Raw genomic sequence first — 13240 nt, 5'->3', positions numbered from 1 at the left:
CCGTGAGGCGCTTTCCGACGGGCGCCTCGTCCGCGTACTGCCAGCGTGGCACGGGCTCAAAGGCATCGTGCATTTAGTCTTCACGACCCGGCGCGGTCTGCCACCGGCGGTCCGGGCGTTGATCGATCATCTCGCCGCCGGATTTCAGAAAGAGTTGGCTATGAAGGCGACAATGTAAGGCACGCGTTACGCGGCGCCACGCAAATACTCCGTCATGCGCAAGACCCAAGCTCGTTTGGGTCGGCTTTCGGGCAATGTCCTGGAGTCCGCTTGTGGCGCACTACAGAGGTCGAGACGATCGGTCCCGAGCGTACTTTGGTCGAGAAATCCCGCCGTCGATCCCTACAAGCTTCAACACGGCAACGAAACCAAGCCGTACCCCGATCATCACCTGCCCGACCTGCCTTTGAAGACCCCAGCCTCGCAATCAGGACAGATGGGTTAGGAAATGGTCTGCAACGCGGTTGGCGGCCTCACGCACCTGCTGGGGTTGATCGTAGAAGTCGAAATGAGCGCCGGTCGACCAGTGAAGCTGTTTCGGGCCGGCGAGGCTCTCGAACACCTTGCGCGCCTGGCCAGGGAACGCCGCGCCATCGGAATGGACGACCAGGGTCGGGGCGGTCACCCGCGGCGCCTGCGCCACGGGATCGAAATCGAGCCATTTCTCCCAGCCCATGACCGCGAAGGCGTTGCGCCACGGCCTGGCACCACCGCCGCGTGACTGGTCCATGTAATACTGGCTCGGGCTGATGCTGACCGCGGTCTGATCGTTCGGATCGTAGGCGGGGATGAAGTCGATGATACCGGTCGCCTCAAAGCGCTTGAGAGCCGCGCGCCCCTCGGCGCGGCGCCGTACGATTCCCTCGGGGCCCTTGAAGATCATCTCGTTCGTGCCGGCGTCGGAGAAGAACCCAGCCACCGTCGCGACGGCGCCGACCTGCTTATCGACCGCGGCGGCATAGAGGGCTGTGCCGCCCGAGGTGCAGACGCCCAGGAGGCCGGTACGCGAGACGTCCGGGCGAGCGGATAGGAAGCGAAGCGCCGCGGACAGGTCCTCGACCTTCATCGCCTGGTCCTCGACCTGACGCGTAGCGCCGCCACTCTGTCCGTAATTCCGATAGTCGATGGCTAACGCCATCACGCCACGGCGGGCCAGCTCGCCTGCGTGAATGCCGCCCATCTGCTCCTTCACAGAGGTGAACGAGCCACCTACGGCAACGGCCGGATACTGCCGAGCGGTATCGTGTCCCTCGGGCAGGTAGAGGTGGGCCACGACGTAGCTGTCCCCGCTGGGAAAGCTGACGGTGACCGGCTTGGGGCCACCCTGGGCGGTGAGAGGCTGTGCCATGATCGCTCCTGTCGGAAGGGCCGATGCCGCCGCACCGGCCGCCAGACCGAAAGTGCGTCTGCTGATCGACGTGTGTGCCATGCCAGCTGCCCTTGATGAAAGCCAAAGCTGGTCGCCGTCGACATATTTGGCAATCTGCGCATATCTTGAAGGGCCTTCAAACAGGATTTGATAATGGTCGCTGACCTGCTCGACGGCATCGTCGCCTTCACCAAGGTGGCCGAGAAGCGAAGCTTCACGGCGGCCGCGCTGGAGCTCGGGGTCACACCCGCCGCAGTGAGTTGGACCGTCAAGCGGCTAGAGGAGCGTGTCGGTGCGCCGCTGTTGGCACGAACCACGCGCTCCGTGAACCTGACCGAGGCCGGGGCACTGTTCCTGGAGCATGCCAAGGCGTCAGTCTCGCACGTGGCAGCGGCGTTCGAGGCGGCAAGGACTCTAGGAGAGAGGCCTCGGGGCCTGCTGCGGTTGAACCTTCCTTCGGTGGCGCGCCCGGCTGTCGAACCGATGCTGACCGGGTTCGCGGCTGCGCATCCGGATATCGAGCTCGAACTGGCAATAGAGGATAGCTTCATCGACATCGTGGCCGAGGGGTACGACGCCGGTATCCGCATCGGCGAGACGATCGCGCAGGACATGGTGGCGGTCCGGCTCACGGAGCCGTCGAGGATGATCGTCGCCGGCTCCCCCGCCTATTTCGCCGCCTATGGCATTCCCCTGCACCCCGAGCAGTTGGCCGAACACAACTGCATCAACTTCCGGCAGTCCCAAGGTCAACTCTATCGCTGGCAGTTCGCGGAAGTGCAGGACAGTGGCGAGGTGCGGGAGTACGATGTTGCGGTTCCCGGATCGCTGATCGTCAACGAGGCCGGCCTTAGCGTGTCGGCTGCGGTTTCGGGCATCGGTCTTGTCTACAACGTCGCCGCCAACGTGGCGCCGCAGCTCGCCCAAGGGCTGCTGGTGCCCTGCTTAGAACGGTTCATGCCGACCATGCCGGGCTTTTTTATTTACTTCCCCGGCCAGGCACGCGAATTGCCGAAGCTAAGGGCGTTCCTGGATTTCTGGCGGCGACTTCCTGATCACCAAGTTGCGCGCTGAACGGATCGGCCTCGGTCTCCGCTTCGATCTTCAGGCACTGTTGCGATACCTAGTGGCAGCCGTGGTCTCGTCGCGCGCCGCGAGCGTCTGCTTTCGGCGGGGGTCGGATGTCCGCTCCTGGCGCATCAACGAATGGCTCTCTGTGACGTCATCGACAGGAGCTCTCAGGCCGTCATTCCAGCACTATGGGAACTCGCCCGCTCGACGCAATCTGCCTCCTTGAGTAGCTGGGAACATCGTCTCATGGCGCCATCACCTTTCGCATCGAAGCCCGCTGCATCGATCGCGTGGTGAAGCGGTTCGAGAATGCGACGATCTTGTTGAGCACACCCGCAATGACGGATGGCTTGGCCCGAGCCAAAGCGTTCAGTCCAGCCTCGGCGACCGGGCGAGGCTTCATGGTCAGCCTACGCAGCATCGGCGAGACGCTGGCGTCGGCAGCCGCATCGAACCCGGTTTCGGTATGGCCGGGGCAGAGCGTAGTTACGACGACGCCACATGAACGCAACTCATCGTGGAGCGCTTCGCCGAAGGAGAGCACATAGGACTTCGTCGCGGCATAGGCCGCATAAATGGGAACAGGCTGGAAGGCCAGCAGACTGGCGACGAGAAGCATCTCGCCGGAGCCTCGGCTGGCCATGTCCCGCCCGAAGACGTAGCTCAGCTCGGTCAGCGCCGTCACGTTAAGCTGGATCATCTCGGCGGTGCGCGCGAACGGCGTATCGAGAAAGTCTCCATGCAGGCCGAAGCCGGCATTGTTGACCAGGAGATCGATCCGCAGCGCTTCCGTATCCAGCTTCTCTTTCAAGCCGCCGGCAGCGCCGGGAACGGAGAGGTCGACCGGCTCGACATGGATCTCGACGCCGTGCTTCCGGCGAAGCTCGAAGGCGAGTCTTTCCATCGGCTCGCGTCGCCGCGCCGCGAGCACGAGATTGATCTTTCGCGCTGCCAGAAGCTCGGCGAATTCTACGCCGAGGCCGCTCGATGCGCCCGTCACGAGGGCCCATTTTCCCGAGGGCGCGTCCAAGGTGCGTCCAGCGGGGGAACCGCTCACGTTCTGCATGTGGTGACCTTTCGAGTAAATGCCCCTATGCCTCGTTCGAGGCCCGCGCTTCGATGATGACGGAAGGCTGAATTTCGCGTCGCGGACGGTCGCGGTAGACGGGAGCGAAGGCCGCGAGCGCGCCGACCGAGGCTGCCGTCATGACGATGGCGAGCGAGACCGATGGCGACAGGGGTATCGCGCTCGCCAGCGTCGAACCGATGGCCGCGCTGCCCATCTGCAGGAAGCCCAGCAGGGCAGAGGCCGAGCCGGCCTGGCGGCCAAAAGGCTGCAGCGCGATCGCCGTGCCGAGTGGATTGATCAGTCCCATGCCGAAGAGGACGATCGAAAGTGCCGCGGTGAAGGTCAGGTAGGATGGCTGCGACGCGACCGCGATCATCGCCAGCGCGCCGGCGGCGAAGATGATCAGCCCCGCGAGGCCGGTGGTCCGGTCGCCATGGCGCTGCGCAAGCAGAGGCGCCAGGAACCCGGCTGCAAAGACGATCAGCACCGTCGCCGCGAAGGACAGACCCATTTGAAGCGGCGTCAGTCCGAGCTGCCCCATCAGGACGCCGGGCGCCGCGGCAAAGAAGCTGAACAAGCCGCCCAGCACCATGCTGACCGAGAGCGCCGGCAGCAGGAAGCGACCGTCGACCAGGAGGGACCGATAGGAGGCCGCCACACCGCCGAGCCCGAGCGTGCTCCTGGCGTCAATAGGATGGGTCTCGCCGACCCGCCGTAGGTAGAGCAGTGCCAGCGCTGCCGCACAGAGGGCGACGAACATGAAGCTCGCTCGCCAGCCCGACAGATCGACGAGGACGCTTCCCAGAAGCGGCGAGAAGCCGGGCGCGACGGCACCAGCGATCATAGTGAGGGACAGTACTCTGCCCAGGGCCTCCCCCTGGAATAAATCTCGGGCGATCGCGCGGGCGAGTACGGATGCGGCGCAGGCCCCCATGGCCTGGACGACCCGCCCGAGCACGAGCCAGAACAGGTTGTCAGCTTGTGCGGCGATCATGCTTCCCGCCAAGAAGGTGGCGAGGCCGCCGAGAACCAGCGCCCTTCTTCCGAAACGATCCGAGAGCGGGCCGACGATCAGTTGGCCCAGCGCAAAGGTGAGAAAGAAGCTGCTGAGGAGAATTCCGAGCTGGGTGTCCGTCAGGCCAAGCTCGGCCGCCATGCGTGGAAAAGCCGGGAGGATAATGTTCGTCGCAAGCGTGCCGATGGCGGCCAGACCCGCAAGCAGCAGGACGATGGGACCGCTGACTTCGCGGGCCTCGGATCGAAGCGGGTCGAGGCCCGTTTGGGACACCTGCGACGGTCCGTCGAGCGCCGCTTCCGCGGCACTCACTGCACGCGCTCCGGCTTGCCACCGGGCGGCTTCGCATGGGCGGCGATCTGGGAGCCAGCCGCGTTCAGGATCTGGCGCGCCAGCGTCTCGTCGTTGACCGTCCGCGACAGCAGGACGGCTCCGACCATCATCGACACCTTCGCCAGAAGAGCGTCACGGTCTTCCTCCGCGGTCAGGCTTGCGATCATGTCGAGGTTCGCGCGGATGCCGGCCTCGAACTCGGCCTTCACCTCCGGGCCCTGCCGCGCCGCGTCGGATGCGAGCGCGACGAACGGGCATCCTTCGGCGCGTTCCGCGACATGCTCCGGGCTGAGGTAGAATTCCGCCACGGCCGAGAACGGGTCATCCGGCCGAGAAGCGACGGCCGACGACCAGCGCTCGGCCGCACTAGCGATCGCTCGCCGCGACGCCAATGCGGCCAGTTCGTCCTTCGACGCGAACTGCTTGTAGAAGCCGCCCTGCGTCAGACCGGCGCTCGCCATCAGGTCCTTGAGACCGATGCCGTCGAAGCCGTGCTCGCGAAAAAGCCGGCTCGCCGTCTCGATCACCCGCTCCCTGTTCTGCGCCGCCTGCTCCCGAGAGACCCGCATGCCCTGCTCCGAAAATTAGATTGCGTACGAACTCTATAACAGTCATAGATGTCGTACGCAATCTATTTGGTAAGCGCCATGACAAGGAAATTCCGGCTCGCCCTGCTCGCAGTCGGTGGCATCGTGATCGCCGCCGGAATCGGGGGCGCCGTCCTGCTGATCGGGCAGAAGTCCGCCCCTTCGGCAGCCGTCGACCCCCGACAGGAGCCGCCGGTCGTCCGCGTGTCGACGGCGAGCCCGGTTTTCGGTGCCGACCGGCGCTTCACGGGCGTCATCGCGGCACGCGTCCAAAGCAATCTCGGCTTTCGGGTCCCGGGCAAGGTCGTCGAGCGGCTGGTCAATGTCGGCCAGTCGGTGAAGGCGGGGCAGCCGCTCCTGCGGGTCGACGAGACGGACCTAGAGCTGGCGCTGACGGCCAAGCGCAACGCCGCCATCGCCGCTCGGGCCGTGCTGACGCAGGCAACGGCCGACGAAGCGCGCTACGCGGTCCTCGTCAAGAACGGGTTCGCCGCCAGCCCGCAGCGCTACGAGCAGGCGAAGGCCGCGCTCGATACCGCCAAGGCCCAGGCCGCAGCCGCTAAGGCTGCAGCGGATGTCGCGGAAAACGAGCGGACCTATGCCGTGCTCGTCGCTGATGCGGACGGGATCATCGTCGAGACCCTGGCGGAGCCCGGGCAGGTCGTCGCGGCGGGACAGGTGGTCGTTCGTCTCGCACAAACGGGCCCGCGGGAAGCGTTGGTGGCCTTGCCCGAAACGATGCGGCCTCCGCTCGGGTCCACCGCGCAGGCGACGCTCTACGGCGTCGCGGGGCGCAGCTTCCGCGCCACTTTGCGCCAGTTGTCCGGTTCTGCCGATCCACAGACCCGGACCTACGAGGCACGCTACGTCCTCGAAAGCGAGGCCGCGCTGGCGCCGCTGGGCGCGACCGTGACGATCCGCTTGTCCGATACGGCGACCGAGGCTGAGACGGAGATTCCGCTCGGAGCGGTTCTGGACGACGGACAGAAGACCGGCGTCTGGCTTCTCGACGATGCGGCCTCCGTCGTGACGTTCCAACCCGTGCGTCTCGTTCGCGTCACAAGCGAGACGGCGGTCGTTTCGGGGCTGCAGGCCGGGCGCCAGATCGTCTCCCTCGGGGCGCATCTCCTGCGCGAAGGCCAGCAGGTCCGGGCTTCCTCGAACATCAAGGCGGCCGCGCGATGAGCTTCAATCTCTCGGCGATCGCCGTCCGCGAACGCGCCGTCACCCTCTTCACGATCCTCCTGCTCGTCGCGGCCGGCGCCTACGCCTTCGTCAAGCTCGGGCGCGCCGAGGATCCGAGCTTCACCATCAAGACGCTGACCGTCACCTCTGTCTGGCCCGGCGCGACGGCCCGCGAGATGCAGGACCTCGTCGCCGAGCCGTTGGAGAAGCGGCTGCAGGAGCTCGCCTGGTACGACCGTGTCGAGACCACGACGCGGCCGGGCTATGCCTATCTCACGGTCAACCTGAAGGACTCCACCCCGCCGTCCCGCGTCCAGGAGGAGTTCTACCAGGCGCGCAAGAAACTCGCCGACGAGGCGCGCAACCTGCCGCCCGGCGTGCTCGGCCCCTTCGTCAACGACGAATACTCCGATGTGAGCTTCGCGCTCTACGCACTGAAGGCGAAGGGCATGCCGAAGCGCGAACTGGCGCGGCAGGCGGAAGCAATCAGGCAGGATCTCCTGCATGTGCCCGGTGTGAAGAAGGTCAACATCCTCGGCGAGCGCCCCCAGCAGATCTTCGTGGAGTTCTCCTATGCGAAGCTTGCGACGCTCGGCGTTTCCGCCCAGGACATCGTTACCGCCCTGCAGCGGCAGAACACGGTCACGCCCGCAGGCTCGGTCGATACCAAGGGGCCGCGCGTCTTCATCCGGGTCGACGGCGCCTATGATGGCGTGCAGGCCATCGCTGACACGCCGATCGTCGCGGGAGGCCGAACGCTGAAGCTCACGGACATCGCGGATGTCCGCCGCGGCTACGAAGATCCGGCAAGCTTCATCATCCGGCATCAGGGCGAGCCCAGCCTCATGCTCGCCGCGGTGATGCAGGACGGCTGGAACGGGCTGACGCTCGGCAAGGATCTTGAAAATAAGACCGCTGCAATCGGCCGGACATTGCCGCTCGGCATGTCGCTTGAAAAGGTGACGGACCAGGCCGTCAACATCGCTGAGTCGGTCGACGAGTTCATGATCAAGTTCGCGATGGCGCTGGGCGTAGTGCTGCTCGTCAGCCTGCTCAGCCTAGGCTGGCGCGTCGGCATCGTCGTTGCCGCGGCGATCCCCATCACCCTGGCCGCCGTCTTCTTCATCATGCTGGAAACGGGCCGCTTCTTCGACCGGATCACGCTGGGCGCGCTGATCCTGGCGCTCGGCCTCCTCGTCGACGACGCCATCATCGCGATCGAGGTCATGGTCGTGAAGATGGAAGAGGGCATGGACCGCATCAAGGCGGCGGCCTATGCCTGGAGCCATACCGCGGCGCCGATGCTCTCGGGGACCCTGGTGACGATCGCGGGCTTCCTGCCCGTCGGCTTCGCCTCCTCCACTGCCGGTGAATACGCCGGCAACATCTTCTGGGTGGTCGGTTTCGCGTTGATCGTGTCCTGGATCGTGGCGGTGGTCTTTACGCCTTATCTCGGCGTCAAGATGCTGCCTGAGATCACGCCTGTCCCCGGCGGCCATCACGCTATCTACGACACGCCGAACTACCGGCGCCTGCGGCGGCTGATCACCTTCGCCGTCGACCACAAGTTCCTGACCTGCGCGATCGTCGGCATCGCCTTTGCTCTCTCCGGCGTCGGCATGGGCGGGCTGAAGCAGCAGTTCTTCCCCACCTCGGATCGGCCCGAGGTGCTCGTCGAAATCCGTATGCCGGAAGGCAGCAGCATCGAGACCACCACCGCCGCGGTCCAGAAGGTCGAGCGCTGGCTCAACCAGCAGTCGGAAGCCACGATCGTCACCAGCTATGTCGGCCAGGGCGCGCCGCGCTTCTTCCTGGCGCTGTCGCCAGAGCTGCCCGATCCGGCCTTCGCCAAGATCGTCGTGCTGACGCCCGACGCTCATGACCGCGAGGAGCTCAAGCTTCGGCTACGAGAGGCGACCTCGAACGGGCTCGCGCCCGAGGCCTATGTCCGCGCCACGCAGTTCGTCTTCGGGCCGCCTTCGGTGTTTCCGGTCGAGTTTCGCATCGTCGGTCCCGACCCGGCTGAGCTCTACAAGATTTCCGAACAGGCCCTGCAGGTGATGCGCGGCATCCCCGATGTCAGGGAAGCGAATCGCGACTGGGGCAATCGCACGCCGGTGCTGCGCTTTGTGCCGGACCAGGATCGTCTCAACCTGATTGGCCTGTCGCCGGCACAGGTCGGCCAGCAGCTCCAGTTCCTGCTGAGCGGGGTGCCTGTCACGCAGGTCCGCGAGGACATCCGCAACGTACCGGTCATCGCCCGAAGCGCAGGCGCTGAACGTCTCGATCCGACGCGCCTCGCCGACTTTTCTCTCATGAGCAAGGACGGCCGGCAGATCCCCCTGGATCAAATCGGGCACTCCGAGATCCGTTACGAGGAGCCGATGCTGAAGCGACGCGATCGGATGCCGACGATCACGGTCCGCTCCGAGATCAACGAGGCCACGCAGCCCCCGGAGGTCTCCAAGCAGGTGCTGACCGCGCTCCAGCCGCTGATCGCCGCGCTGCCGGCTGGCTATCGCATCGACATGGGTGGTTCGATCGAGGAGGCGGCCAAGGCGAACGATGCCCTCGGCAAGATCTTCCCGCTGATGATCGCCGTGACGCTGATCGTCGTTATGTTCCAGGTGCGGTCCTTCTCGATGATGACGATGGTGCTGTTCACCGCGCCGCTCGGCCTGATCGGCGTGGTCCCGACGCTCCTGGCCTTCAATCAGCCCTTCGGCTTCAACGCGATTCTTGGCCTCATCGGGCTCGCCGGCATTCTGATGCGCAACACGCTGATCCTGACCGACCAGATCAAGGAGAACCAGATCGCAGGTCTGGACGACTACCATGCCGTCATCGAGGCGACAGTGCAGCGCACGCGACCGGTGATCCTGACCGCGCTCGCAGCGGTCCTGGCCTTCATCCCGCTGACCCATTCGGTCTTCTGGGGATCGATGGCCTATACGCTCATCGGCGGCACGGCGGTCGGCACGGTGCTCATCCTGCTGTTCCTGCCGGCGCTCTACGCCGCCTGGTTCAGAATCAAGCCGACATCGGCATCCGCCGACAAGGTCGACGCCCGATCGAATGCCGCAACTTCACCGCCCGCCTTTGCGGAAGCGGCAGAGTAAGCGATGGGCCAGCCTCCGCAAGCTCAGGCTATGACCCCTGCACCGGGCTTGCGGCTTCGATCCTGCGTGCCGCCGGTGTTCTGTCTCTAAGGACCGACGCAGCACTACGGCATCTCAGCCTCAAACCGGAAAACTGATCCCATGGAGCTGCCTCGACATGGATGCGCGCCCATCGATCGGTGAAGTTAATTGGACACCCGAGCGCTCGATCGCGTCCAGATGGAGCGGAACATGCCAGTAGTTCGATTCGATCAGGGCGACACGCATGGCTCAGCTCTGCCCGAGTACGATGGTGCGCTCTTCGGCCGCCGATTGGACGATGGCCGAGGTGGCCGCAAGCGTGCGGAGCCCATCCTCGCCCGAGCAGACGGGTGCGGCGCCGTCGCGGATCACCGAGCAGAAATGCGTCAGTTGTGAATAGTAGGCATCCGCCGGTGTAACGAGGCGTTCCTCGGAGATCGATGTGGCGTTCCAACTCGGTTCCTCGCCCGTGGCATGTCGCCAGACCCTGAGGTCGGGAAATTCAAGCGCCGCTTGGGTGCCGAGGAACCGCGTCGAGTTGGCCCGGCTCATGCGGATCGCCGGATTCTCGCCTGAGTTTGCGTCCCATGACCAGGGCGAAGGCGCTGCGTCGCTGGCCGTGACGGTCGCCAGCGCTCCGGTCTCTAAGCGGATCAGGACAGCAGTGGTGTCCTCGATCGCCAAACCGCGACCGATGTTCCCAACATGGGCAGTAACGGAAGAAATCTCGCCGCAGAGATGGCGCAACAGATCAATGTCGTGGATGAGGTTGGTCAGGATTGGGCCCGCGCCGGGCTGCGTACGCCATGGCACCGCGAAATAAGCGTCTGGCTTCCGCACGGCCCAGAGCATATTCACCGCGAGCAGGCGGCCCAACTCACCGCCGGCGATGATCTTGCGGGCCGCCGCCACAATCGGGTTATGCCGCCGGTGGTGGCCGACAAGGAGCGAGATTCCGTTCACCGCCGCAGCGTCGATGATCTTGCGTGCTGATGAAACATCTGCGGAGATCGGCTTTTCGACAAGGAGATGCAGCCCTGCTTGGGCTGCAACCAGGCAAATCGGTTCGTGCAGTGGGGTCGGGGTCGCGACGATCACGGCCTCGGGTGGATTTACAGCGATCAGGCTCTCAATATCGGCGAAGACGGCGACGCCGAGTTCGGCTGCGAGAGCCATGGCGTAGGGCGCGGGATCGACGATCGCGGTGAGCGCGAAGTCAGGGTGACTGGCGCACAGCCTTGCATGGCGCTGGCCCATCGCGCCTGCGCCGATGACTGCGACCGAGATTGGGTTCCGAGCCATCTCAGTAGGTGGCCCGGCCGCCGCTGGCATCGAAGGTGAAGCCGGAGGTGAAACTGCACGCGGGGCTCGCCGCAAAGACAGCGACGGCAGCAATTTCCTCGACCTTCGCGAAGCGGTTCATCGGAATCTTGCTGCGCGCGGTGGCGATGTGCGTAGCGGTCATTTGCTTGAAGAGGTCGGTCTCGGCGATGGCCGGCGCGACGCAGTTGATCGTCACGCCGGTCTCGGCGAGTTCTTTCGCGACGGCCTTGCTGAAACCGATGACGCCAGCCTTGGCAGCGGAGTAGGCGGCGGCGCCGGCCGAACCCTCCTTCCCCGCGATTGAGGCGATGTTCACGATCCGTCCGTAGTTGGCGGCTCGCATGGCGGGTATGGCGGCTCGGCAGCAGTTGAAGACGCTGGTGAGATCAACGCGGATCACATCGTGCCAATGCTCCGGCGGATAGTCCTCGACCCTGTGGATGGGCCCGTTGATCCCGGCATTGTTGATCAGAACATCGACGCGGCCGAAGGCGAGGAGCGTCTTGCCGAAGGCCACCGCGACCGCCCCCGTATCGGCCACATCGACGACGCAACAGTCGACCGCGGTGTTATCTAGGCCTTCGAACGAGCGATCCCAGACCGAGACGCGGCAGCCACGGCTCAGCAATTCCTTGACGATGGCGAGGCCGATGCCGCGGGCGCCGCCGGTGACGATCGCCGTCTGGCCGGCGAATTCGGATGTCATGACCATCAATCTCCCATTGGCTTGGCCAAGCTGACCAGTCGCGGAATCCGGTGCACTCGCGCGCCGGATCCCGCCTGCGGTCGCTATTGCGCCTTCTTCAGGGCCTCGTCGTATTTGGCCACGATCTCGGCATAGGCTTCATCGGCTGTGCTGTTGCGCAGGATCATCCGCACCGTGGCGTCGCCGAGGATCTGGTTGAAGGTCGAACTGACGACGGAATAGTTGACCATCTTGCCGCGGGACTTGATCAACTCCGCCCAGGCAAGTTGATTGGCCGCGTCCGGCTGCTTGAAATAAGGGGCGCTATAAGCAGAGGTGCGCGATACCACCTCGCCGCCTTCGGCTGCGATCGCCTGCGCGTCGGGGCCGGTCATGAACTTGGTGAAGGCCCACGCCGCCTCGCGCCGAGGAGAATTGGCGTTGACGACGATCTGAAAGCCATAGGTCACCATCTTGCCGTCGGGCGCGAAGGCGGGCGGCGGCGCCCATGCGAGATCGTTGCCGGCGCCGCCGGACTGGATGGCGCGGAAGCGGAACAGTCCAAAGGTCGCTTGCGCGATCGTACCGGCGCGCAGGCCGTCATGGGTTTCGCTGTATCCAAACTGCGCGTTGGTCGTCGGCGTCGCCTTGCACTTGCCGTACATGTCCCGGATCGTCTGGAGCGTCCGGATCACAGCCTCTCGCGACGCTTGGAAGGAACGGCCGTCATCCGCGAAATAGCGACCTCCGGTTTCCGTCACCATCGAGCTGAACAGATTCTCGGCCAGCGCCTGAGCGCCACCGACACCGCCGCTTGACCCGAGCGGAATGGCGTAACCTGTGACACCGTCCTTATTCAGCTTGCCACCTGCGACGCAAGCCTCGTCCCAAGTCTTTGGCGGAGTGACCCCGGCTTTGTCGAGCAAGCTCTTGCGATAGAGCAAAACCGGGATACGGTAATCCTGCTGCATCCCGTAGATCTTGCCGCCGACCTTGGTCTGAGACAGCGGGAGCAGCCAGTCAGCCTCGCTGACATTGTCGCGTTTCAGCAGGTCGTCGAGGGGCAATACCGAGCCCGTGGCGACGATTTCCGAGATCGACCAGTTGGCGAAGCGCGCGATGTCGGGGGAGTCCGACTTGCTCCGGAACGCTCGCGAAGAGGCGGCCTGAGTGGGGTCGATCACGACCTTGACCTTGATGTTCGGATTGGCCTTCTCGAAGGCCTCGATCATCCTTGTCTGTGCCGCGGCACGCGGATCCGCCTTGTTGTTGGGATCAAGGAAGGTTGCGTAAGCAATCTCGACCTGTTGGGCATGGGCGGGCGCCATCGCAACAGCGCCGAGCGCCAGCACTGTTGTAGCGGCAAGCAGCGCGAACTGGCGGCGGCTGGCGCTTGAATTCCTCGTCTGGATCGATGTCTTCATAGTCCTCCCCTTTTCTCGGACTGGGTTCCTCGTCGGCGG

The 13240-nt window shown here is 64.9% G+C and carries 10 protein-coding genes and 1 pseudogene; 4 read left to right on the top strand and 7 right to left on the bottom strand.

The window, feature by feature from the left end; all coding sequences use genetic code 11:
- A pseudogene (locus AC1DEZ_RS27160) lies at nt 1–178 on the top strand (LysR family transcriptional regulator); the annotation flags it as partial.
- A 249-nt stretch (nt 179–427) separates the two neighbouring features.
- Here the strand turns inward: AC1DEZ_RS27160 and AC1DEZ_RS27155 are convergent.
- Nucleotides 428–1348 (bottom strand): alpha/beta hydrolase, encoded by a 921-nt coding sequence (locus AC1DEZ_RS27155; protein WP_476781296.1) that lies wholly within the window; start codon nt 1346–1348, stop codon nt 428–430.
- Nucleotides 1349–1522: 174 nt separating this feature from the next.
- On the opposite strand from AC1DEZ_RS27155, the gene AC1DEZ_RS27150 reads away from it, so the two are divergent.
- Nucleotides 1523–2443 carry a LysR substrate-binding domain-containing protein gene (locus AC1DEZ_RS27150; RefSeq protein WP_476781295.1) on the top strand — a complete coding sequence of 307 codons (921 nt, stop codon included), beginning with the start codon at nt 1523–1525 and terminating at the stop codon, nt 2441–2443.
- A 241-nt stretch (nt 2444–2684) separates the two neighbouring features.
- Here the strand turns inward: AC1DEZ_RS27150 and AC1DEZ_RS27145 are convergent, their stop codons facing one another.
- From AC1DEZ_RS27145 to AC1DEZ_RS27135, 3 genes are read right to left on the bottom strand one after another with little or no spacing between them, the layout of a single operon-like run.
- Entirely contained in the window at nt 2685–3506 is an 822-nt protein-coding gene (locus AC1DEZ_RS27145; RefSeq protein WP_476781294.1) for an SDR family NAD(P)-dependent oxidoreductase, read from the bottom strand.
- Between the two features lie 25 nt (nt 3507–3531).
- Nucleotides 3532–4836 carry a multidrug effflux MFS transporter gene (locus tag AC1DEZ_RS27140; protein ID WP_476781293.1) on the bottom strand — a complete coding sequence of 435 codons (1305 nt, stop codon included), beginning with the start codon at nt 4834–4836 and terminating at the stop codon, nt 3532–3534.
- Nucleotides 4833–5426, bottom strand: coding sequence for a TetR/AcrR family transcriptional regulator (locus AC1DEZ_RS27135; protein ID WP_476781292.1), 594 nt, complete (start codon nt 5424–5426; stop codon nt 4833–4835). The genes AC1DEZ_RS27140 and AC1DEZ_RS27135 overlap by 4 nt, the downstream gene beginning before the upstream one ends.
- Before the next feature lie 78 nt (nt 5427–5504).
- Here AC1DEZ_RS27135 and AC1DEZ_RS27130 point away from each other — a divergent pair, with 78 nt between their 5' ends.
- Nucleotides 5505–6629, top strand: coding sequence for an efflux RND transporter periplasmic adaptor subunit (locus tag AC1DEZ_RS27130; RefSeq protein ID WP_476781291.1), 1125 nt, complete (start codon nt 5505–5507; stop codon nt 6627–6629).
- Nucleotides 6626–9748: an efflux RND transporter permease subunit gene (locus tag AC1DEZ_RS27125; RefSeq protein ID WP_476781290.1), complete on the top strand. Its 3123-nt coding sequence runs from the start codon at nt 6626–6628 to the stop codon at nt 9746–9748. Before AC1DEZ_RS27130 ends, AC1DEZ_RS27125 begins: the two co-directional genes overlap by 4 nt.
- A gap of 270 nt (nt 9749–10018) precedes the next feature.
- On the opposite strand, the gene AC1DEZ_RS27120 is transcribed toward AC1DEZ_RS27125, so the two are convergent.
- The 3 genes from AC1DEZ_RS27120 to AC1DEZ_RS27110 form a co-directional block, all read right to left on the bottom strand.
- On the bottom strand, nt 10019–11071 hold the full coding sequence (locus AC1DEZ_RS27120) for a Gfo/Idh/MocA family protein (protein WP_476781299.1): 1053 nt from the start codon (nt 11069–11071) through the stop codon (nt 10019–10021).
- A 1-nt stretch (nt 11072) separates the two neighbouring features.
- Nucleotides 11073–11798 carry an SDR family NAD(P)-dependent oxidoreductase gene (locus tag AC1DEZ_RS27115; RefSeq protein ID WP_476781289.1) on the bottom strand — a complete coding sequence of 242 codons (726 nt, stop codon included), beginning with the start codon at nt 11796–11798 and terminating at the stop codon, nt 11073–11075.
- A gap of 83 nt (nt 11799–11881) precedes the next feature.
- Complete coding sequence (locus AC1DEZ_RS27110; protein WP_476781288.1) at nt 11882–13201, bottom strand: ABC transporter substrate-binding protein; 1320 nt, start codon at nt 13199–13201, stop codon at nt 11882–11884.
- Nucleotides 13202–13240 lie beyond the last annotated feature (39 nt).

The sequence above is a fragment of the Allobosea sp. 10L422 genome, from assembly GCF_056395345.1.
Note: the sequence above shows the minus strand (reverse complement) of the source record. Positions and strands in the feature narration are given on the sequence as shown.

Excerpts from the sequence above, each read along its gene's own strand:
- AC1DEZ_RS27155 (WP_476781296.1), bottom strand. The coding sequence starts at position 1,348 with ATGGCACAGCCTCTCACCGCCCAGGGTGGCCCCAAGCCGGTCACCGTC.
- AC1DEZ_RS27150 (WP_476781295.1), top strand. The coding sequence starts at position 1,523 with ATGGTCGCTGACCTGCTCGACGGCATCGTCGCCTTCACCAAGGTGGCC.
- AC1DEZ_RS27145 (WP_476781294.1), bottom strand. The coding sequence starts at position 3,506 with ATGCAGAACGTGAGCGGTTCCCCCGCTGGACGCACCTTGGACGCGCCC.
- AC1DEZ_RS27135 (WP_476781292.1), bottom strand. The coding sequence starts at position 5,426 with ATGCGGGTCTCTCGGGAGCAGGCGGCGCAGAACAGGGAGCGGGTGATC.
- AC1DEZ_RS27130 (WP_476781291.1), top strand. The coding sequence starts at position 5,505 with ATGACAAGGAAATTCCGGCTCGCCCTGCTCGCAGTCGGTGGCATCGTG.
- AC1DEZ_RS27125 (WP_476781290.1), top strand. The coding sequence starts at position 6,626 with ATGAGCTTCAATCTCTCGGCGATCGCCGTCCGCGAACGCGCCGTCACC.
- AC1DEZ_RS27120 (WP_476781299.1), bottom strand. The coding sequence starts at position 11,071 with ATGGCTCGGAACCCAATCTCGGTCGCAGTCATCGGCGCAGGCGCGATG.
- AC1DEZ_RS27115 (WP_476781289.1), bottom strand. The coding sequence starts at position 11,798 with ATGACATCCGAATTCGCCGGCCAGACGGCGATCGTCACCGGCGGCGCC.
- AC1DEZ_RS27110 (WP_476781288.1), bottom strand. The coding sequence starts at position 13,201 with ATGAAGACATCGATCCAGACGAGGAATTCAAGCGCCAGCCGCCGCCAG.